This is a genomic window from Diaphorobacter sp. JS3050, assembly GCF_013154915.1.
GTDB classification, from domain to species: Bacteria; Pseudomonadota; Gammaproteobacteria; order Burkholderiales; family Burkholderiaceae_C; genus Diaphorobacter; species Diaphorobacter nitroreducens.
In genome coordinates this window covers 131,865-152,722 of the sequence record NZ_CP053553.1, presented here as the reverse complement: position 1 = coordinate 152,722, position 20,858 = coordinate 131,865, and the positions used below count along the sequence as shown (strand labels likewise).

At 66.1% G+C, this 20,858-nt stretch carries 20 protein-coding genes; 10 read left to right on the top strand and 10 right to left on the bottom strand.

The window, feature by feature from the left end:
- Window positions 1-148 precede the first annotated feature (148 nt).
- Window positions 149-1,168 (top strand): tripartite tricarboxylate transporter substrate binding protein, encoded by a 1,020-nt coding sequence (locus HND92_RS00650; protein ID WP_172205184.1) that lies wholly within the window; start codon window positions 149-151, stop codon window positions 1,166-1,168.
- Window positions 1,169-1,184: 16 nt separating this feature from the next.
- On the opposite strand, the gene HND92_RS00645 is transcribed toward HND92_RS00650, so the two are convergent.
- The gene (locus HND92_RS00645; protein ID WP_172205181.1) at window positions 1,185-1,649 is read right to left on the bottom strand and encodes a PaaI family thioesterase; all 465 of its coding nucleotides are present in this window, start codon (window positions 1,647-1,649) and stop codon (window positions 1,185-1,187) included.
- Window positions 1,650-2,088: 439 nt separating this feature from the next.
- On the opposite strand from HND92_RS00645, the gene HND92_RS00640 reads away from it, so the two are divergent.
- From HND92_RS00640 to HND92_RS00610, 7 genes are all read left to right on the top strand, one after another.
- On the top strand, window positions 2,089-2,778 hold the full coding sequence (locus HND92_RS00640; protein ID WP_172205178.1) for a 3-oxoacid CoA-transferase subunit A: 690 nt from the start codon (window positions 2,089-2,091) through the stop codon (window positions 2,776-2,778).
- Window positions 2,775-3,443: a 3-oxoacid CoA-transferase subunit B gene (locus HND92_RS00635; RefSeq protein ID WP_172205175.1), complete on the top strand. Its 669-nt coding sequence runs from the start codon at window positions 2,775-2,777 to the stop codon at window positions 3,441-3,443. The genes HND92_RS00640 and HND92_RS00635 overlap by 4 nt, the downstream gene beginning before the upstream one ends.
- A 23-nt stretch (window positions 3,444-3,466) precedes the next feature.
- Entirely contained in the window at window positions 3,467-4,453 is a 987-nt protein-coding gene (locus HND92_RS00630) for a tripartite tricarboxylate transporter substrate binding protein (RefSeq protein WP_172205172.1), read from the top strand.
- Window positions 4,454-4,700: 247 nt separating this feature from the next.
- Window positions 4,701-4,838, top strand: coding sequence for a hypothetical protein (locus HND92_RS00625; RefSeq protein ID WP_172205169.1), 138 nt, complete (start codon window positions 4,701-4,703; stop codon window positions 4,836-4,838).
- Window positions 4,825-5,685, top strand: a complete 861-nt coding sequence (locus HND92_RS00620) for an alpha/beta fold hydrolase (protein WP_172205166.1) — start codon at window positions 4,825-4,827, stop codon at window positions 5,683-5,685. The genes HND92_RS00625 and HND92_RS00620 overlap by 14 nt, the downstream gene beginning before the upstream one ends.
- Before the next feature lie 39 nt (window positions 5,686-5,724).
- A complete protein-coding gene (catC, locus tag HND92_RS00615) occupies window positions 5,725-6,003 on the top strand; it encodes a muconolactone Delta-isomerase (protein ID WP_172209112.1) in 279 nt (92 codons plus the stop codon).
- Window positions 6,004-6,021: 18 nt separating this feature from the next.
- Window positions 6,022-6,909 (top strand): MBL fold metallo-hydrolase, encoded by an 888-nt coding sequence (locus tag HND92_RS00610; protein WP_172205163.1) that lies wholly within the window; start codon window positions 6,022-6,024, stop codon window positions 6,907-6,909.
- 13 nt (window positions 6,910-6,922) lie between these two features.
- On the opposite strand, the gene HND92_RS00605 is transcribed toward HND92_RS00610, so the two are convergent.
- The 9 genes from HND92_RS00605 to norR all read right to left on the bottom strand — a co-directional run bounded on the left by HND92_RS00605 (window position 6,923) and on the right by norR (window position 17,633).
- Window positions 6,923-7,816 (bottom strand): LysR family transcriptional regulator, encoded by an 894-nt coding sequence (locus tag HND92_RS00605; protein WP_172205160.1) that lies wholly within the window; start codon window positions 7,814-7,816, stop codon window positions 6,923-6,925.
- Window positions 7,817-8,330: 514 nt separating this feature from the next.
- The gene (locus tag HND92_RS00600; RefSeq protein ID WP_172205157.1) at window positions 8,331-9,326 is read right to left on the bottom strand and encodes a tripartite tricarboxylate transporter substrate binding protein; all 996 of its coding nucleotides are present in this window, start codon (window positions 9,324-9,326) and stop codon (window positions 8,331-8,333) included.
- A 27-nt stretch (window positions 9,327-9,353) separates the two neighbouring features.
- Complete coding sequence (locus HND92_RS00595) at window positions 9,354-10,922, bottom strand: class I adenylate-forming enzyme family protein (protein ID WP_172205154.1); 1,569 nt, start codon at window positions 10,920-10,922, stop codon at window positions 9,354-9,356.
- 46 nt (window positions 10,923-10,968) lie between these two features.
- Window positions 10,969-11,919, bottom strand: coding sequence for a tripartite tricarboxylate transporter substrate binding protein (locus HND92_RS00590; protein WP_172205151.1), 951 nt, complete (start codon window positions 11,917-11,919; stop codon window positions 10,969-10,971).
- Between the two features lie 179 nt (window positions 11,920-12,098).
- Window positions 12,099-13,307 (bottom strand): pyridoxal phosphate-dependent aminotransferase, encoded by a 1,209-nt coding sequence (locus HND92_RS00585; RefSeq protein WP_012655219.1) that lies wholly within the window; start codon window positions 13,305-13,307, stop codon window positions 12,099-12,101.
- A gap of 60 nt (window positions 13,308-13,367) precedes the next feature.
- Window positions 13,368-14,756 carry an L-serine ammonia-lyase gene (locus HND92_RS00580; protein ID WP_172205148.1) on the bottom strand — a complete coding sequence of 463 codons (1,389 nt, stop codon included), beginning with the start codon at window positions 14,754-14,756 and terminating at the stop codon, window positions 13,368-13,370.
- Window positions 14,757-14,838: 82 nt separating this feature from the next.
- The gene (locus HND92_RS00575; RefSeq protein ID WP_253940079.1) at window positions 14,839-15,684 is read right to left on the bottom strand and encodes a hypothetical protein; all 846 of its coding nucleotides are present in this window, start codon (window positions 15,682-15,684) and stop codon (window positions 14,839-14,841) included.
- Window positions 15,651-15,887 (bottom strand): hypothetical protein, encoded by a 237-nt coding sequence (locus HND92_RS19220; protein ID WP_253940078.1) that lies wholly within the window; start codon window positions 15,885-15,887, stop codon window positions 15,651-15,653. The genes HND92_RS00575 and HND92_RS19220 overlap by 34 nt, the downstream gene beginning before the upstream one ends.
- Window positions 15,888-16,031: 144 nt before the next feature.
- Complete coding sequence (norR, locus tag HND92_RS00570) at window positions 16,032-17,633, bottom strand: nitric oxide reductase transcriptional regulator NorR (protein ID WP_253940077.1); 1,602 nt, start codon at window positions 17,631-17,633, stop codon at window positions 16,032-16,034.
- A 158-nt stretch (window positions 17,634-17,791) separates the two neighbouring features.
- Here norR and HND92_RS00565 point away from each other — a divergent pair, with 158 nt between their 5' ends.
- Window positions 17,792-20,098, top strand: a complete 2,307-nt coding sequence (locus HND92_RS00565) for a nitric-oxide reductase large subunit (protein ID WP_172205123.1) — start codon at window positions 17,792-17,794, stop codon at window positions 20,096-20,098.
- A gap of 74 nt (window positions 20,099-20,172) precedes the next feature.
- Window positions 20,173-20,598 (top strand): hemerythrin domain-containing protein, encoded by a 426-nt coding sequence (locus HND92_RS00560; RefSeq protein WP_011803560.1) that lies wholly within the window; start codon window positions 20,173-20,175, stop codon window positions 20,596-20,598.
- Window positions 20,599-20,858: the final 260 nt, after the last annotated feature.

Here is a 20,858-nt window from a genome sequence, read left to right as displayed (position 1 = left end):
CGGGGCGGCTCGGCGCGGCGCGGGCCTAGGCCGGCATAGGCCCTTGCTTGGTGGCGGCCCTGGCTTGGGGTGCGCCGGTTGCATGGGCTGCGGGCGGTGCGTAGCGCTATGGATAACTGAGATGCCATACAGGCAAAGGAGACGCGCGATGAAACACGAAGCCCACCCCCTTGGATGGAACCGGCGCCACCTGCTGGCCCTGGCCGCCGCAACCGCGGCGGCAGGCCCGCTGGGCGCACGGGCGCAGGCCGCGCCCGCCGGCTTCGCCACCCGCCCCGTGCGGGTGGTGGTGCCCTTTGCCGCCGGCGGCGCCACCGACGTGATCGCCCGGATACTGGGCGAGCGCATGGCGCAGCGCTTTGGCCAGTCGGTGGTGGTGGACAACAAGCCCGGCGCGGCCGGCCTGATCGTCGGCGAGATGGTCGCCAAGGCGCCGCCCGACGGCATGACGGCGCTGCTGGGCACCACCTCGTCGATGCTGACCAACAAGTACCTGTACAAGAAAACGCCCTACGACCCGCTGACCGAGCTGACCCCGCTGGTGCGCGTGTGCCTCGCGCCGATCGCCCTGGTGGTCACCGCCGACACGCCGGCGCAGAACCTGCAGGACTTCATGGCCTGGATCCGCTCCCAGAAGGGCAAGCTGACCTATGGCTCCTACGGCATCGGATCGCACGGCCAACTGGCCTGCACCACGCTCAGCGAGGTGGCCGGCGCCGACATGACGCATGTGGCCTACAAAGGTGAGGCGCCGATGGTGCAGGACCTGCTGGGCGGACAGATCAAGATCGGCATGGGCAGCCTGCTGTCGCTCAAGGCGCACGTCGACGCGGGCAAGCTGCGCGCGCTGGCCGTGACCGGCCCGCGTCGCGTGCCGCTGCTACCCGAGGTGCCCACCTTCACCGAGGCCGGCTACCCACAGGATGCGCTGTCGATTGTGGGTTGGTTGGCGATTGCCGGCCCCAAAGCCATGCCGGCCGACGTGGCGCGGCAGTGGGCCCAGGCTGCCAACCACGCCGTGGCCAGCCGCGAGGGCCTGGCGCGCATCATCGCCGCCGGCTTCGTACCGGTGGACGACGACACGCCCGAGAAGTTCGCCCGCCTGTGGGCCCAGGAAGCCCCTGTCTGGGGCCGCCTGCTGCAAGCTGCAGGCGTCCAACCCAGCTGAGCAGCCCCGCTGGCGCCTAGGCGCTGGCGGATGCAGTGGAGCGGGCGATCAGCTTGAAGCTGCCCGTCGCCATGGCCACCAGCGTGCCGTCCTCGGCGCGCACTTCGCCGCGCACGAAGCTGATGGAGCGGCCGCGCCGCTCGCAGCGCGCGGTGGCAATCAGATCGCCCGTGCCCGCGGCGACGTAATGCAGCGTCAGGTCGATGGTGGCCACGCCATAGGCAGCCGGGTCGTGCGCGCGCGCGGCCGCAGCCAGCGTGCAGTCCAGCAGCGTAGCGATCGATCCGCCGTGGACCTCGCCGCGGCTGTTGGCCTGGTCCGCCTGGAAACGCATGCGCACCTGGGCCATGTCGTGGCCGATGCGCTCACCGCGCAGCGCCATGGCGCGGGCCATGGCCATGGGCAGGCCAAAGAACATGTCGGGGGCTTCGCCGGCGAAAGGATTGGTGGGATGGGATGGGGTGTGAGACAGGTTTTGCATGGGGTAAGCCTAATGGATGGTGGGACACACAACGGAACATACATCGCCGGTTTTGCCCGACTGGTGCGGTTCCAAATCATTGCAATGCCTCGGGACATCGCTGCGGTAAGTGTTTCGTCGGAAAAAGGCGCTCATCATCTTGTTACTACAGTCTGAGATATCGGCAACAGAGAAAGATGTTCAAAAAATGATCGAAACCAACGCCGGGTCATCGGCAACCAGAAAGCTCCTTGCCGTTGACGCTGAGGCCGCTACCACTGCTTGATGCGGGGCTGCAAGTGTTAAATCCGCCGTTGCCCTTGCAGGAAGCGAACATCAACGACGTCGTTCTTGAAACCAAACATCGACTTTCGAAGTTCGAAATTGACCACCTCCCGCCAAGCCGCCATTCTTCGCTCCCGAAGGACACCATAGAAGGTGCCCACCCACGAAGGAAGAAATGATCAACAAGCTAATGGCGGACGCCGCATCGGCCCTCGCGGATGTCCCTGACGGCGCCGTCATCGGCATTGGGGGTTTCGGCAACTCCGGCGTTCCGGACGAACTAATCAACGCGCTGGTAGACCGTGGTGCACGCAACTTAACCCTTGTCAGTAACAACGCGGGAGGCGGCGAAGTGGGCGTCGCCCGCCTATTGAAAGCCGGGCTGGTTTCGAAGATCGTCTGCTCTTTTCCGCGTGCGGCCGACTCGTATGTATTTGACGAGCTCTACCGCGGCGGACATCTCGAGCTCGAACTGGTTCCGCAAGGCAGCCTTGCAGAACGACTGCGCGCCGCCGGTGCGGGCATTGGCGGGTTCCTCACGCCCACGGCGTTCGGCACTGCATTGGCCGATGGCAAGGAGACGCGCCGGATGAACGGAAGGGACTATGTTCTTGAGCTGCCGCTGTACCTGGACTACGCGCTGGTCAAGGCAGAGCAGGCGGACCGGTGGGGCAACTTGGTCTATCGCAAATTGGCTCGCAATTTCGGTCCGGTGATGGCCACGGCAGCACGCTGCACGGTCGCCTCCATCGCTGAACTTTTGCCACTGGGGGCGATCGATCCAGAAAGCGTTGTCACTCCGAACATCTTCGTTCATCGCATGGTTCTGAGGGGTAACACCCAAACGCAGGAGTTGGCAGCATGACGCCGGACGCCAGAAACCGAATCGCCAGGCGCGTAGCCCAGGACATTCCCGAAGGCGCCTATGTCAATCTGGGCATCGGGCTTCCAACGCTCGTAGCTAACCATATCCCCACGGACCGCGAGGTGATCCTTCACAGCGAGAACGGGCTTCTGGGCCGCTGGCTCCGACCAAGCCTCCAAGAGGTAGATCCCGACCTGATCAACGCGGGCAAGGAACCCATCAAGCTGCTGTCTGGCGCAGCCCTGTTCCACCACGCCGATTCGTTCGCAATGATGCGCGGAGGACACCTCGACATCTGTGTGCTCGGAGCCTTCCAAGTCTCCTCGCATGGCGACCTGGCCAACTGGCATACCGGCGACCCGAACGCGATTCCAGCGGTCGGTGGAGCGATGGATCTCGCCATTGGCGCGAAACGTGTCTTCGTCATCATGGAACATGCTGGTAAGGGTGGCGTGCACAAGATCGTGCATGAATGCAGCTATCCATTGACCGGCGTGCGTTGCGTTTCACGCATCTACACCGATCTGGCTGTGTTGGACGTTCGGGAGCACGGGTTGACGGTGATAGAAATTGCCCCGGGCGTTTCGCCGGCGCAGTTGCAGGTTGCTACCGGTGCGCAATTGCACTTTGAGACGGAGGCGCTTGCCGATCCGTCGCATCATTGAAAACTACCAAGGAGACAATCAAAATGTTGAAATCAGTTCGCGCGTCTATGGCGCTAGTGGCCGGAGCGCTGGCCCTATCGTCGCTATCGTTGGTTCATGCATCCGACTACCCATCAAAGCCGGTCACTGTGGTGGTCAGCTTCTCCGCCGGTGGGCCGGTCGACTCACTGATGCGAGCGCTCGGGCAGCGCCTGACAGAAGAGTGGAAGCAGCCGGTGGTGATCGACAACAAGCCCGGAGCGAACGAGGCCATCGGGGCGCAGGTTGTGGCGAGGGCTCCAGCGGATGGCTACACGCTTTTCGCTTCCACCGAAGGCCCTTTGACGCAAAACCAATACCTTTACAAAAAACTTCCGTACAACCCCAACAAGGACTTCACCGCTGTAACGCAGTTGGTGCAGGTACCAATGGTGCTGGTTACACCAATCAATTTTCCCGCAAACACCCTGAAGGAATTTCTGGACTTGGCGCGCTCCCGTGCGAGCAATCCCATCAGCTACGGCTCCACCTGCATGGGCGGCGTGACCCACCTGCCGATGTCAATGCTCGCCAAAGACACAAACATTGCGTTCGTTCACGTGCCATACAAGGGCGCCGCTCCTTTGCTGCCCGAGCTCGCTAGTGGTCAGATCGACTCTGCGTTCCTGGCGGTGTCGGCTGCCGCACCGTTCATTGCCGACAAGAAGCTAAAAGCGCTCGTGATCTCGGCCCCGCAACGCATTCCAACACTGCCTCAAGTTCCGACCTTCAAGGAGCTGGGGGTCAAGGACGTCCAGGCAACCTTCATCATGGCCATGACTGCACCCGCCGGCACGCCGCAAGCCATCGTGGACAAGATCGCCGCTTCCGTGCAAACGGTCATGAACGATCCAAAGTTCCGTGAGAAGTACACCGAGCCCTTTGCCTACCTGCCAGTGGCCTCAAGCCCCAAGGACTTTGCCGCCTACCTCGCCAAGGACCGAGCCTACCAAGCAGAACGCGTCAAGATTTCCGGTGCGGTTCTCGATTAGCGTGCCACTATGGGCATGAGAGCAGTTCGCTGCGCGGTGCTGTACGACTATCAGCAAGCCGCGCCTCGCATGGCCGAATGGTCACGATTGGGATCCTGTTTCGAGGTCACTTTCTTCCGCGATCCGTCGGGCACCATCGCCGCCGCAGAGACCCTCTCTACCCTCGATGTCGTGGTAGACGGACAACCTGGGCGCCACAAGGCGTCTCAGCTACGAGACCGAGAGTTGTTGCCGTTTGATGTTCGGCATGGTGCTCGAGGACGTAGTGGCATGGCGCCGTGGTGCGCATACCCGCGATATGCTGAAACACCACGTTGCCATGGCATTGACGCGCGGCGAGACAACGGCAATTCAATGTTATGATCAGCAATATGAACTGGATTGAGGTCAATGGAGTCGGCCTGCGCTACTGCCACCGGTTGGGCACAGGCCGACGCATGGTGCTTATTCATGAGATGGGCGGAAGCATCGAAAGCTGGTTACGTGTGATCGAGCACCTTCCAGGCGATGCCAACCTCATCTGCCACGATATGCGCGGGGCTGGACTTTCGGAAAAAATCGTCGAGACTTGCAACATAGACAACCATGTCGATGACTTGCGCGAACTGCTCAAGGCAGTGAATTTTGGCGGTCCCGTGGTTCTTGCGGGGATCGCCGTAGGCGCTGCGGTGGCGATCCGCTTCGCCTCGAGGTTCCCGTCTGACGTCAGTCACCTGATAGCGATGGCGCCAGCCTGCGGCGTGCCCGCCCAGACCCGCGCGGCGACGCGCCAGCGTGCGCGCAACATTGCTTCGCAAGGCATGCGCGGTGACGGTGCGGCGCTGTTCGAACGCGCGTTTCCGCAGGTATTGCGCACCGACACGGAACTGTATGCCGCATATCGCAGCCGCTGGCTTGCCACGGACTCTCGCAGCCTGGGCGCGCTGTACGGGATGCTTGCGGAAGTCGATCTCACCGCTGACCTGCCGCAGCTGCCAAACCGCACCGTTTTTGTGGCCGGGGAACATGATCCGTTGCGCACTCCCGCCGAGATCGACCGGCTAGCTGCACTTGCACCACAGATTGAAGCGCTGCATATTTCGTCTGGCCACTTCATGTCCATCCACAGCCCGCGTTTCGTAGCGAGGTTGTTGGACGCCTATCCCATGGACGCAGCATCAGCGGCGTCCATCTACGAATCATTTTTCGCACAGCCCGACAACCGAGTTGGTGATTCAGGCCACGCTGCCTGACAAGTGCAAATTCCCATAACCTCAAGAAAGAAAGAAGCCATGCTGTATTGCGTAATGATGGAAGTCAGCCTGCCTCGCGACCTGAGCGCCGAGGAGATCCAGCAACTGAAGGAGCGTGAAAAGGCCCGCGCCGTTGAACTGCAAAAGCAGGGGAAATTCGTCCATTTGTGGCGTGTGGCCGGCAAATTTGCCAACATCAGTATTTTCGACTGCGACAGCAACGACGAACTGCACGACTTGCTGAGTTCCTTACCCATGTTTCCCTATTTCAAGATGGAAGTGGTGCCACTCGCCAAGCATCCCTCCTCGATCAAGTGAACACAAGAGGGCGATGAAATGATCGACACCCGCATGATTGGTGACGTGCGCGTCACCCGCATCCACGAGTATTCTGGGCCGACCCACGATCCGAAATTCTTACTTCCCGACCTCTCGCAGGAATTACTGGAGTCCAATCGCGAGTGGATGTCTCCGCATCACTGGATTCCCCTCATGAACAAGCTGATCCTGACGGTGCAGCTGTGGGTAGTGCACGCGGGCAGCAACATCATCGTCGTGGATACCGGGGTTGGAAACCGCAAGCCGCGCGAGGGCATGGCACGCATGCACAACCTCAACTCCCTGGTGCTGGAGTGGCTCGAAGCGGCGGGTGCACCACCCGACAAGGTGACGCATGTAGCCTTGACTCATCTGCACATGGACCACGTGGGATGGAATACCCGCTGGCTGGACGGGCGCTGGACCCCCACCTTTCCAAACGCGCGCTACTACTTGCCGCAGGATGACTTCCTTTTTTGTGAATCCGGTCGCAACAAGCAAGAAGGCCTGGATGTTTTCGGTGCTTCCTTTGAGGACAGCGTGATGCCGATTGTCGATGCAGGCATGTCTGTCATGTTGAAACCGGGCATGGAGATCGGCGACTGCTTGCAGGTGGAAGACGCTCGCGGGCACAGCCCGGGCCAAGTCGCTTTCCGTATCCGATCGCGCGGTGAGGAGGCAATTTTCAGCGGCGATATCTGTCACAACCCGATCCAGATCGTACATCCTGAAATAAATTCAGGCTACTGCATCTGGCCAGACCAGGCGCGGAAGACGCGCATGGAGTTCCTCGCAAGTTCCGCGGATCGCGAAACGCTGGTATTGCCGGTGCATTTCGGCAACCCCTACGCCGGGTTCGTTCGGCGGGAGGGGGCAGGCTTTCGGTTCGAGCCCCTGCTCTGGTGAGTTGTACGGCAATTTAAAGTCGATAGTGCCGCAGGATTGTCTCGACGAACTCGCGGGCGAAGAGCGGCAAGTTTGCGAACGATTTTGCGCACAGCTGGTATTCGCGAATTGCCCAAGCGTCCTTCAGCGCGCACACGCCAACCGTTTCATTGACGTTGAGGCGTTGTAGCACTACCTCCGGCATGATGCCGATACCCGCACCGGCTTCAACCATACGGAAGACCGCATCAAAGCCGGCCGCCTGAACTCGGACTTTCAGCGCGCGGTGCAGCTTTAGTGCGTGCTGGCGCAGGAACTCCTGCGTTGCGCTTCCGTCAAGCAAGGCGACGAATTCCTCGTCCAAAAGTTCGCTGAATAGCACCGACTCCTGTTGCAGTACACGGTGGCCGGCAGGTGCGATGACCACTAGGCGCGAATGGGCGAAGCTTTGGACCTCTAAGTCTTCGGTCGGTACGCTTCCCGAGATAATTCCCAGGTCTGCCGCGCCCTCCCGCACGGCGCGAACCGCCTCGTCGCTCAGCCTCTCACGCAAGTCGATTTTGACCTGGGGGTGCTGACCCAAGTAATCGCTCATCACTGTAGGCAGGAACTCAGTGATTGCCGTCGTATTGGCCAGCACCTTCAAGAGTCCGGTCGCGCCTGAGCCGAGGGCCTGCAGATCGCTGGTCAGCAACTCCAGTTGGCCGAGTATCTGCCGAGCGTGCGACAGGTACATCTTGCCTGCTTCCGTGATTGCCACACCTTGTGTAGTGCGCTGCAGCAACTTCACACCAAGCACGTCTTCCAGATTCTTGATGCGCTGGCTGGTGGCTGGTACCGACAGAAACGACTTGGCCGCACCTCGGGTCAGATTCGACTCCTCGGCAATATTGGCGAATACCCTGAAATCTGTCAGGTCATATTGCATTTATCCCCCGTGCTATTTCCACGCATCGTACTCAATGGAATGCGTGTCTTCACCCGTAGCGGTATTACTCACAAGTCAGAAATATAGGCAACAGATGGATGCCTGAAGAATGATCGAACCAAGGCCGGGTCATCGGCCACCGATTGCAATTGGGCATACACGCGCTCGCTCAGAATTTCGCCCGTTGAGGCAACGGATTGTGTGCCACGCCGGTGCGCGTGACTGGTCTTTCACGCTCGGTCTCTATGTTCTTGAGTAATTGCATAAACAACTCCCCACTGAGTGCGCCCTCTTAGATTTCGAACCGGAAGGCCCCCGTGGAGTTGACGGCCGAGGCCGCAACCACTGCCAGGCACTCGCCTTCGTGCATGCGCTGCACCGCTGGCACTCGCATTACTTTCAGCACATTGTGGGCCAGGGCGAGCCCGGCTCGCTTCATGTATTCATCGAAGCCGACGAACCATCTTCGGACTTATGAGCAAGTTCTTCACAGCAGTGAGACTGCACTGATCGCTTAATCCACCTTGGCGCCCGTGGACTTGACCACGGCGGCCCAGCGCGTGATCTCGCGCTCGATGTGCGTTTGCAGCGCCTCGGGCGTGGAGCCCACGGGCTCGTAGCCGCCGGCGGCCAACTGCGCCTGCAGCTGGGGCTGGCGCAGCGCGGTGGCGATTTCCCGGCTCAGGCGCTGGGTGATCTCGGGTGGCGTGCCGGCCGGCGCGATCAGCGCATACCAGCCGGTCACGTCAAAGCCGGCCATGCCCTGCTCCTGCACCGTCGGCACCTCGGGCGCCAGGGCCGAGCGCTGGGGGCTGGTGACGGCCAGCGCATGCATGCGCCCGCCGCGGATGTGCGGCATGGAGGTGGAGATGCTGTCGAACGTGAGGTCGATGTCACCCGCCAGCATGGCATTGACCACGCCGGCGCTGCCCTTGTAGGGAACGTGCGTCATCTTGACCCCGGCGATGCTGCTGAAGTATTCCGCCGCGAGGTGCCCGGTGTTGCCGTTGCCGGCAGAGCCAAAGGTGAGCTTGCCCGGCGCCGCCTTGGCGGCCTGGATCAGCTCATGGATGTTTTTTGCAGGCAGCTTGCCGCTGGCCGCCACCACCATGGGCAGGTTGGCCACCAGCGACACGGGGGCGAAGTCCTTGCGCGTGTCGTAGGGCAGCTTGGGATAAAGGCTGTCGTTGATGGCATGCGCGGCCAGCACCATGAACACGGTGTAGCCATCGGGCTTGGCCCGCGCCACATACTGCGAGGCCAGCGTGCCGCCCGCCCCGGGTTTGTACTCCAGCACCACGGGCTGGCCCAGCTGCTGCTGCAACTGCATCGCCAAGGGGCGCCCCAGCAGGTCGGCGCTGCCACCAGGCGGGTAGGGAATCACGAGCTGGATCGGCTTGGCGGGCCAGGCGTCCGCGGCGTAGGCAACGGGCGCCAGCAGGGCGCTGGCGGTCAGGGCCATGCTGGCGAGCAAGGCGCGGCGCAGCCGCGAGGGACGAGGCAGTGACATGGCAGTCTCCGGGTGGTGAGAGGAAAGTCAGCCGGCGATGGGCGCCGCTTGCAGGTACTGCTCGCGCAGCGTGCGCTTGAGCACCTTGCCGATCTCGCTGCGCGGCAGGCGCTCGACCAGCCGCAGGTCGGCCACGCGCTGGGTCTTGCCCACGCGGGTGTTGAGCCATTCGCGCAATTCTTCTGCGGTGGGCTGTGAGCCCGAGCGCCCCACCACATAGGCCACGGGTGTCTCGCCCCACTGCTCGGAGGGCACGCCGACCACGGCGCACTCGGCCACCTGCGGGTGCTGGCACAGCACAGCCTCGATGTCGCTCGGGTAGACGTTGAAGCCGCCCGTGATGATCATGTCCTTCTTGCGGTCGCCCAGCACGATGAAGCCGTCCGCGTCCAGCCGGCCCACGTCGCCGCTGCGGATGTAGCGCCGGCCTTCCGCATCGAACCACTCGGCCTCGCGCGTCTTGTCCGGCAGGCGGTAGTAGCCGCTCATCATCCCAGCCGAGCGGCCGACGATCTCGCCCTGCTCGCCCGCAGGCAGTTCGCGCCCCTGCTCGTCGATGAACCGGATGTCGGCGCCCTCGCCCGGGCGGCCCACGGTGTGCAGCTTGTGCGGAAAGTCATGGCAGTGCAGTTCGCAGCGCACGCCGCCTTCGGTCATGCCGTAGTACTCGATGAGCCGGCCCGGCCAGCGCCGCAGCACCTCGGCCTTGAGCGCGGCACTGAAGGGCGCGCTGGTACAGAACTTGTGTTGCAGCCAGCTCAAGTCCGTGCGGTCGAAATCCGGGCAGGCCATCAGGCGCTGGTACTGCACGGGCACCAGCATGGTGTGGGTGGCGCCGTGCTGCTGGGCCAGCGCCAGATAGCGCTTGGCATCGAACTTGCGCATCAGCACCAGCGTGCCGCCCAGCGCCAGCGTGGGCAGCGCCGCCACCAGCGTGGTGTTGGAATACAGCGGCGTGGCGCACAGCGAGACGGCATCGGGCCCGTAGCCGTTGGTGACTGCGCGCCGCACATGCGCCCAGCGCATGGCCCAGGACTGCACGATGCCCTTGGGCACGCCCGTGGTGCCCGAGGAATAGATCACGTTGAACGGCCAGTCGGGCGCGGGCATGATCGGTGCCGGTGCGCCGTCGCCCTGGACCAGCCATTGCGACCAGGGCTCGCCCGCTTCGGGCGCATCGTCCAGGGCCACGCAACGCAGCGCAGCGCCGGCATGCAGCGGCCATTGCGCGGCCACCTCGCGGTCGCGCAGCACCAGGCGCGCGCCGCAGTTGTCCAGCATGGCGCTCAGGTGCTCGGCCGTGGCCGAAGGCGCCAGCGGCGCCACGGCCACGCCGGCGCGCAGAGCGCCCAGGTAGGCCAGCACATATTCGACCGAGGTGCCTGCGCAGATGGCCACCACATCGCCGGGTTGCATGCCGTCACGCTGCAGGCTGCGCGCCACGCGGTCCATGCCGGCGTGCAGCGCGGCGTAGTCCAGGCGCCGGTCCTCCAGGACCAGGGCAGTGTGGCCGGGGCGGTGCGCGGCCTGGCGTTCTATCAGTTCGGGCAGCGAGCCGAAGGGCTGGGCCAGCAGGTGTTCGATGTCTGGATGCATGGAATCGGGAGAGCAGTGAAAAGACGGGGCGCGCGCCCCGCCCGGGTTATTCGAGGGACAGGCCCGCCGCCTTGACGATCTGTGCCCAGCTCTTGCGTTCCTGGGCGATGAAGGCGTCGTACTCGGCCGGCGTCTCGCCACCGGGCACGCCACCCAGTTCGGCAAAGCGCTGGCGCACCTCGGGCGTCTGCATGGCCTTGCGCGCCGATTGCTGCAGGCGCTCGACCACCGCATCGGGCGTGCCGGTCGGCGCCAGCAGGCCGAACCAGGCCGTGACCTGCATGGGCACGCCGGCCTCGGCCATGGTCGGCACATCAGGCAGTTGCCCCGAGCGCTCGGCGCTGGTGATGGCCAGCGCGCGGAACTTGCCGGCCTTGATGTGCGGCATGGAGCTGGGCAGGTTGTCGATCATGAAATCCACCTGCTGCCCCAGCAGCGCCGTGACGGCAGGCGCCGCGCCGGGATAAGGCACCAGGGTCACTTCGATACCGGACTTCTGACGGAACATCTCCGAGGACATGTGGGGGGACTGCCCCACGCCCGAGGTGGACACATTGAGGCGGCGCGTCTTCGCCAGGCTGACCAGCTCCTGCGCACTGCGCACGGGGGAGTCGGCATGGACCACGAGGATGTTGGGCACGGAGATCACGTTGGTGATGCCGCGCAGGTCGCTTTCCTTGTAGCTGAGCTGCTTGTAGAGGCTGAAGTTGATCGCCACCGGGCCGATGTTGCCCATGAGCAGCGTGTAGCCGTCGGGCTTGGCGCGCGCCACCTGCGCAGTGCCGATGCTGCCGCCGCCGCCACCCTTGTTCTCCACGACGATGGAAGTGCCCAGGTCCTTGGTCATCTTTTCGGCCAGCACGCGCGCCGCGATGTCGGTGGTGCCGCCCGCAGCGGCTGGCACGACGATGGTGATGGGACGCTCGGGCCAGGCAGCCCAGGTGGCCAGCGGAAGGGCGGTCAGGCAGAGGGCAAGCAGATGGCTGCGCAGGGGCATGTCGTGTCCTTGTCGTGTGCAATGGGGTTCACCACACGATAAGGGCAGGCTGACGGCGACGGCTCAGGGTTTCATGGGAGACACGCTTCGTGATTCAGCAACCCATGCTTAGGCAGGTTGAAAGGACGGCGGGGACGCGTGTACACGTGGTGACTGCGGCCGCCGGCCGCACACGCCTGTCAAGCCGTGGCACGCTGCACGAATCGAGCAAGACGCTCCACGCCCTCACGCAGTCTGGCCCCGTCGGACACCGCGTGGCACCAGCGCAGCCAGCCTTCACCCTCGGGGCCGAAGGCCGCGCCCGGCGCCAGGCCCAAGCCGACCTCGCTCACCAGATGTTTGGCAAGCGCCAGGGAGTCGTCAAAGCCCGCCAGGCGGAAGAACACGTACATCGCCCCGCCGGCATCGGGCACTTCCACACCCGGCACGGCACGCAGCGCTTGCACCAGCAGCCGGCGGCTTTCCACGAGGCCCGCGCGCAGCTGCGCCACATGCGCCTCGCCCTGCTGCAAAGCCACCGTTGCGGCGCGCTGCACGGGCTCGAAGATGCAGGAGAAGTTGTATTCAATGACCTTGCCCAGGTCGGCCTCCAGCGCCTCGGGCACCACCATCCAACCCGCGCGCCAACCCGTCATGCACCACGCCTTGGAACAACTGTTGACCGAGATGATGCGGTCGCCCGGTGCGTAGTGGCGCAGGAAAGAAGGTGCGCTGGCCAGCTGCGGGTCGTATACCAGACGCTCGTACACGTCGTCGCTCAGAATCCAAATGCCATGGCGGCGGCAGTGCGCGAGGATCGCCACCAGGCTTTCCTCATCGATGGTCCAGCCCGTGGGGTTGTTGGGTGAATTGAGGATGAGCATGCGCGTGCCCGGCGTGAGCGCATCCAGCAGCCGATCCAGCGCAAGCGTCCAGCGCCCGCCCCGCACCGCCAGTGGCACGCGTTCAACCTGCGCGCCCAGGATGCGCGGCATCTCCAGCAGGTTGGGCCACAGCGGCGTGACGGCCACCACGCGGTCGCCCGGCGACAGCAGCATCTGGCAGGTAAGCATCAGCCCGGCATCGCCCGAGGCCACAGCGCCGATGCGCTGGGCGGACACCTCGCGTCCGTGCAGGTCCGACAGATATTGCGCGATGGCCTCGCGCAGGTAGGGCCGGCCCAGATTCTGCGAATAGAAGGTCTCGCCCGAGCCGAGCGACTGCGCCGCCGCATCCCGGATGAACTGCGGCGTGGGCTGGTCGGACTCGCCGAACCAGAAGGGCAGCACGTCCGCGCGCCCCATGCCGGTGTTGGCGACTTCGCGGATCAGCGATCCGCCCAGGCTCTGGATGGCGGGCCGCGCCAGGGCGGGCAGGAGGGTATCGGTGGGCGAAGCGGGGTTGTGCATGCGGGCCAGGGATGGAAAGCGAAAAGGTATGGGAAACAGGGCGCTACGGGTCGTAGCGCGTCAGCACTCCACGATGTTCACCGCGAGGCCGCCGCGCGAAGTCTCCTTGTACTTGGTCATCATGTCCGCGCCGGTCTCGCGCATGGTCTTGATGACCTGGTCCAGGCTCACATGGTGCGTCCCGTCGCCATGCAGCGCCATGCGCGCGGCGTTGATGGCCTTCACCGAAGCCAGGGCGTTGCGCTCGATGCACGGGATCTGCACCAGCCCGCCCACCGGGTCGCAGGTCAGGCCCAGGTGGTGCTCCATGCCGATCTCGGCGGCGTTCTCCACCTGCGCGGGCGTGCCGCCCAGCACGGCGCACAGGCCCGCCGCGGCCATGGAGCAGGCCACGCCCACCTCGCCCTGGCAGCCCACCTCGGCGCCCGAGATGGAGGCGTTCTCCTTGTACAGGATGCCGATGGCGCCAGCCGTGAGCAGGAAGTCGACCACGCCAGCCTCGGTAGCGCCGGGAATGAAGCGCCAGTAGTAATGCAGCACCGCCGGCACGATGCCCGCCGCGCCATTGGTGGGGGCCGTGACCACGCGCCCGCCGGCGGCGTTCTCCTCGTTCACGGCCAGGGCGAACAGGTTCACCCAGTCGATCACCTGCAGCGGGTCCTGCTGGGTGTCGGGCGCGTTCTGCAGCGCCTGGTGCAGCGCGGGCGCACGCCGGCGCACCTGGAAGCCGCCGGGCAGCACGCCGCCCACGCTGCAGCCGCGCGCCACGCAGTCCTGCATGGCGCGCCAGATGGCGAGCAGGCCGGCGTCGATCTCGGCGTCGGTGCGCCAGTGGCGTTCGTTCACGCGCATCACCTGCGCGATCGATCCGCCCTGCGCCGCGGCCTGCGCCAGCAGCTGTTCGCCACTGTGAAAGGGCAGCGGCAGCACCTCGGTGTCGGGTGCGATGGCGGCCTGGCGCTGTGCGTCGGCGGCCGCCTCCTCGCTCACGATGAAGCCGCCGCCCACCGAGTAGTACACCTGTGCGGCCAGCGTGCCGCCCGCCGCATCGAAAGCCTCGAAACGCATGCCGTTGGCGTGCAGTGGCAGCGTGACGTCGGGCACCAGCAGCAGGTCGGCCGCCTCGTCGAATGCCACTTCGGGGCCGTCGGCCAGCGGCAGGCGGCGCCGGCTTCGGATGCGGGCGATGAGCGGCTCGATGGCGTCCACCTCCACGGTGTCCGGCGCATGGCCGGCCAGGCCCAGCAGCACGGCGCGGTCGCTCGCGTGCCCGCGCCCCGTGGCGCCCAGCGAGCCGTAGAGCGTGCTGCGCACGCGCGCCACCTGCGCCAGCACCCCCTCGCGCGCCAGCCGCTGCGCGAACAGCCGCGCAGCGCGCATGGGCCCCACGGTGTGCGAACTGGACGGCCCGATGCCGATCTTGAACAAGTCGAAAACGCTGACGGCCATGGGCAAGACTCCAGAGGGCAAGGGTTACGGTCGTGCGCCATGCTGGCGCGGTCGCGATGGCAAGGGAATCGGGTGTTTCGCCCTAGCCAGGCCCCGTCGGTGCCGCAAGCGGCGCCGGCTGCACGCGCAGCGCCAGGCAGAAGGGCTGCACGCAGGGTGCGCGGCCTTCGTAGGGGCAGCCGGGCGCGCTGCAGGGGGGCTCGGCCGCACGGTCGTGTTCTTGCACACGCGACTGGCCGCTGGCCTGCAGCGCGGCCAGGGCCAGCCAGGGGTCGGTGCGCGCCTGCAGCAGGTCGCGCCCGTACACCACGGCGGCCGCACCGGGTGCCGGCGCCAGGTCCAGCGACATCCACCCGCTGGTGCGCTGGCCCGCGGCGCCCGGGCCTTGCAGCACCAGCGCGAACAGGCCGGGCGCCAGCGCCTGTGGCGGTCCGGCAAAGCCCACCGGCAGGGCCGCTGGCGCGGTGGGCGCAGACGGCAGCGCAGGCATTGCGGCAGCAGGCAGGCGCAGCGTGAGCGTGAAGCCGCGCGCACCGTCGGGCGTGTACACCATGCCTTGCGCCACGCGCGCAATCTGCAAAGCCGGCAGTCCGGTGCCGCCGGCCGCCGGGTCGGTGCCGGCGGGCCACGGCTGGGCCGCCAGCACACGCGGCGCCGCGCCGCCTGCCGGGCCGAGTTGCTGCACCAGCGTATTCAACAGCCGCAGCAGCGGCGCCCCCACACCCTGGGCAGGCCACGGCGCAGGGATGGCCGCGGCGCGCGCAAAAGCGCCCTCGTCCGCCACGGCATCGGCGGAAAGAGCCGCAGGCCCGTGGGATGCGGCCGCTGCCCTGGACGGTGCAACCGCGCCGCCAGCCATCGCCTGCAGGCCCTGGCGTGCCTGATCGGAAAGGCTTACCCGCTCACGGCCTGCCGGCACGGCAGGCATGGGGGCAGCGCCGTCGGCAGCAGGTTTGGCGAGAACGGCACAGGGGGAGCGTCGGTCGGCGCGGAGCCTGCTGGCGCGGCGCCCGCCGGGGTGGGCGCTGCCGGCGCGGCCAGCAGCCAGTTCTGCCGCTGCAGCGCAGCCTCGGCCAGCACGCGCACGGCGGGTGCCAGCGGCGGACGGGGCGGGTCGATGGAGGAGGCCATGGCGCCCCAGTGTCGCAGAGCGCGAGCCCCGCGCCAACGGTGGCGGCCTCCCGAGGGGAGGCTTCTTGCTACTCAATTAATAGCTTCTACCGCTTGCTGGATAAGCGCTAGAGGCGATTTTGTTTCAAAACCCTGCGCGGAGCCTCATCCCTTGAGGCCCAGCCGCCGCGCGAGCTTGTGCAGGTTGCTGGGGTCCACGTCCAGCGTGCGCGCGGCCTGCGCCCAGTTGCCGCCATGCGCCACCAGAGCGGCATTCAGGACCTGGCGCTGGCAGGCATCCACCGCGTCGCGCAGCGTGCCCGTGGGCGCGGCCAACGACAAGGCGCCGCCTGCCGCGGGTGCCATGGGGGCATCGCCGCGGGGCGTGGCCACGGGTTCGTCCAGCGCGTCCAGGTCCAGCAGGCCGGCCTCCAGCGTGACGATCTCGTTGCGGTCCACGCCGCGGCTCAGGGCCTTGAGCGCGGCGCGGCTGATCACGTGTTCCAACTCGCGCACGTTGCCCGGCCAGCGGTAGCGGCGCAACGCGGCCTGCGCGTCAGGCGACAGGCGCAGGCTGCGCAGCCCCAGGCGGGCGCGGTTGAGCTCCAAAAAGCGGCCGGCCAGCACCAGCACGTCGTTGCCCCGCTCGCGCAGCGGGGGAATGGGCACCGGGTAGACCGAGAGGCGGTGGTACAGGTCGGCGCGGAAGGCCCCGCTGGCCACCTGCTCGCGCAGGTTGCGGTTGGTCGCCGCAATCACGCGCACGTGCACGCTGCGCGGGCGGTCGGCGCCCAGGCGCTGGATCTCGCCGTTTTGCAGCGTGCGCAACAGCTTGGCCTGCACGGACAGGGGCAGCTCCCCCACCTCGTCCAGAAACAGCGTGCCGCCCTCGGCGGCCTCGAAGCGGCCCGCGCGGTCACTCACCGCGCCCGAGAACGCGCCGCGCACGTGGCCAAACAGCTCGCTCTCGGCCAGCGACTCGGGCAGCGCCGCGCAGTTCACATGCACCAGCGGGCGGGCGCGCCGCGGCGACTGGTGGTGCAGCAGCCGCGCGAACAGCTCCTTGCCCACGCCGGTCTCGCCCAGCAGCAGCACGGGCAGCTCGGACGCGGCCACCACGCTCAGCTCATGCAGCAGCCGCTTGAGGGCCGGGCTTTCGCCCACGATCTCCAGCTCGCCGGCGCCGCCGCGCTCGGGCGTCGCCAGCGCCAGGTCGCCTTCGGCCGGGCCGGTCGCGGCCATGCGCAGGGTGCGCAGTTCCTGCTCCAGCCGCGCCACGCGCACCACGGCCTCCACCAGCGGCACCCACTGGCCCAGCCGCTGGCGCGCGGCGGGTCCGAAAGTGCCGGTGGCCAGGGCATCCAGCGTGAGCACGCCCCAGGGCCGCCCCTCCACGTGCAGGGCCACGCCCATGCAGTCGTGCACGGGCAGCGGCTCGCCCACCAGGGTGTCGAGCAGGCCGTCGTAGGGGTCGGGCAACTGGCTGTCGTGCTCGAAGCAGGTCACCTCGCGCCGCGTGAGGATGGCCGCCAGCCGTGGGTGCTGGCCTACGGCAAAACGCCGGCCCAGGGCGTCGCTCACCAGCCCGGTGACGGCCACGGGGCGCAGACGCTCCTCCTCCAGCCGCAGCAGGGCCACGGCCCCGCAGCCGAACTGCGTGCGCAGCAGGTCCACCAGGCGCTGCAGGCGCACGGCCTGGGGCAGTTCGGCGGCCATGTCGGCGCACAGGGGCAGCAAACCCTCGGGCGCGGAGCTCAATGCAAGCATGTTTATGGTCATAACTACCATTTAAAGGTAATTTTTACCTTATTCGCATACGGTTCATTTTACCCATGCACGTATAAACCCTTGATTTGACGCAATGCAGCATCTGGCCCGGCTCTTGCGTCAGGGCTGGCGTTACATCACAACGACGGAGGCCCTTCATGGGTAAGTACGCCAAGCATTGGTACACGCTGATAGGCGTGTTGATCGTCACCTTCAGCCTATTGGGCTATTACGGTGCCGAGGTTTACCGCACCGCCCCCCCGATTCCGGGCAAGGTGCTGGTGCAGGGCAGCGACAAGCCGCTCTATACCAAGGACAGCATCCTGGACGGCCAGACCGCCTGGCAGTCCGTGGGCGGCATGCAGCTGGGCTCCATCCTGGGCCACGGCGCCTACCAGGCGCCGGACTGGACGGCCGACTGGCTGCACCGCGAGCTGACCGCCTGGCTGGATCTGGCCGCGCAAAAGGACTACGGCAAGGCCTTTGCCGACCTGGACGTGGGCCAGAAGGCCGTGCTGCGCGACCGCCTGAAGACCGAGTACCGCGCCAACACCTATGACAAGGCGGCGGATACGGTCACCATCACGCCGCTGCGCGCCCAGGCCATTGCCGGTACCGCCGCGTACTACGACAAGCTGTTCAGCGACGACCCGTCGCTGCACCAGTCGCGCGAGCATTTCGCGATGAAGGAAAACACCCTACCCAGCGCCGAGCGCCGCGCGCAGATGGCGGGCTTTTTCTTCTGGACCGCCTGGGTTGCCGCCACCGAGCGCCCGGCCGATGCCGGCGGCCATGGCGCCACCTACAGCAACAACTGGCCGCACGAGCCGCTGGTCGGCAACCAGCCGACGGGCGAGAACATGGTCTGGTCCATCGTCAGCGTGGTGGTGATGATGGCCGGCGTGAGCTTTCTGGTGTGGGGCTGGGCCTTCCTGCGCAAGCATGACGAGCAGGACCCCGTGCCGCCCCAGCACGACCCCCTGAGCCGCGTGGCGCTGACACCCTCGCAGCACGCCCTGGGCAAGTACCTGTTCCTGGTGGTGGCGCTGTTCTGCGCCCAGGTGTTCCTGGGCGGCTTCACGGCTCACTACACGGTGGAGGGGCAGACCTTCTACGGCATCGACGTCTCGCGCTGGTTCCCCTATGCGCTGGTGCGCACCTGGCACCTGCAGGCGGCACTGTTCTGGATTGCCACGGGCTTCCTGGCGATGGGCCTGTTCCTTGCGCCCGTGATCAACGGCGGCAAGGATCCCAAGTACCAGAAGCTGGGCGTGGACGTGCTGTTCTGGGCACTGGTGGTGGTCTGCGTGGGCTCGTTCATCGGCAACTACTTCGCCATCGCGCAGATCATGCCGCCCGAATGGAACTTCTGGCTGGGCCACCAGGGCTATGAGTACGTGGACCTGGGCCGCCTGTGGCAGATCGGCAAGTTTGCCGGCCTCGCCTTCTGGCTGGTGCTGATGGCACGCGCCATCTTCCCCGCCCTGCTGGCCCCCAACGGCCAGGACAAGAACCTGCTGGCCCTGCTGACCTGCTCGGTGGTGTGTATCGGCCTGTTCTACGGGTCCGGCCTGTTCTACGGCGAGCGCACCCACATCTCGGTGATGGAGTACTGGCGCTGGTGGGTGGTGCACCTGTGGGTGGAGGGCTTCTTCGAGGTCTTCGCCACCACCGCCCTGGCCTTCCTCTTCTCCACCCTGGGCCTGGTGTCCTACCGCATGGCCACGGCCGCCAGCCTGGCCTCGGCGTCGCTCTTCATGCTGGGCGGCGTGCCCGGCACCTTCCACCACATGTACTTCGCCGGCACCACCACGCCCGTGATGGCCGTGGGCGCATCGTTCAGCGCGCTGGAAGTCGTGCCCCTGGTGGTGCTGGGCCACGAGGCCTGGGAGCACTGGAGCATGCAGCACAAGGCCGAGTGGATGAAGAGGCTGCGCTGGCCCATCATGTGCTTCGTGGCCGTGGCCTTCTGGAACATGCTGGGGGCGGGCGTCTTCGGCTTCATGGTCAACACGCCGATCTCGCTGTACTACATCCAGGGTCTGAACACCACGCCGGTGCACGCCCACGCCGCACTGTTCGGGGTGTATGGCTTCCTGGCCCTGGGCTTCATACTGCTGGTGCTGCGCTACGTGCGTCCCCAGATGGTGTTCAACGAGCGCCTGATGAAGACCGGCTTCTGGTGGCTCAACGCCGGCCTGGTGCTGATGATCGCGACCAGCCTGCTGCCGATCGGCCTGTTCCAGTTCCACGCCAGCGTGACCGAGGGCATGTGGTACGCCCGCGGCGAGGAATTCCTGCAGCAGCCGCTGCTGCAGACCCTGCGCTGGGTGCGCACCTTTGGCGACCTGGTGTTCATCACCGGCGCCCTGTGCGTGACCTGGCAGGTGGTGAGCGGCGTGCTGTTCGCCCCCCGCGCCCCGGCCGCCCCGAGCACCGGAGCCCTGGCAGGCGCCAACCGCTGACGCACCGCGGATACCGGGTGCGCCGCCCCGCGCGGCGCGCCCGGTCCCGCCCTCGGACCTTTTGAAGAACCGCCATGAACATCGACCGCTTCAAGCACGAGCACCGGGACATCCTGGGCCAGATCGCCACCCTGCGCCAGCTGGCACACAGCGGCGGGGAGCACAACGCGACGGCGATTGCACAGGGCATCGTGGCCATGAGTTCCACCATCAAGCTGCACCTGGCCGTCGAGGACCGCCTGCTGTACCCCGCGCTGCGCCAGGGCGCCGACGCGGAACTGGCACGCCTGGGCGAACAGTTCCAGCGCGAGATGGGGGCGATTGCCGCGGCGTACATGGACTTCGCACGGCGCTGGAACACGCCGGAGCGCGTGCGCACCGACGCCGAGGGTTTCCGTGCAGATGCCAACACCGTGCTGCGCCATGTGTACGAACGCATGCAGCGCGAAAACCGCGACTTCTACCCGCGCATCGAGGCCGAGGAGACCCTGGCGCATTAAGGCCCACTCTATTTTTCATAGCTGTAAGCGCTTACCTGTAGAGCGCTGCAGCTCGAAAACGTTTCCATCGGCAAGGCCTTAGGGGCACCTTGCTTTTCAGCCGGCCTTGTGCCGGCTTTTTTTGCGTCGCGCGGGCCCCTCCGCGGCTGCCGGCGGGCTTGTCGTTTTTGTGGGGCGATCGCCCGCACAATCACTGCCGTGATGTAACGTCTGCCTACATTTGCACGGGTACCGCGTCCACGCGCCCCTGGCATCGACCC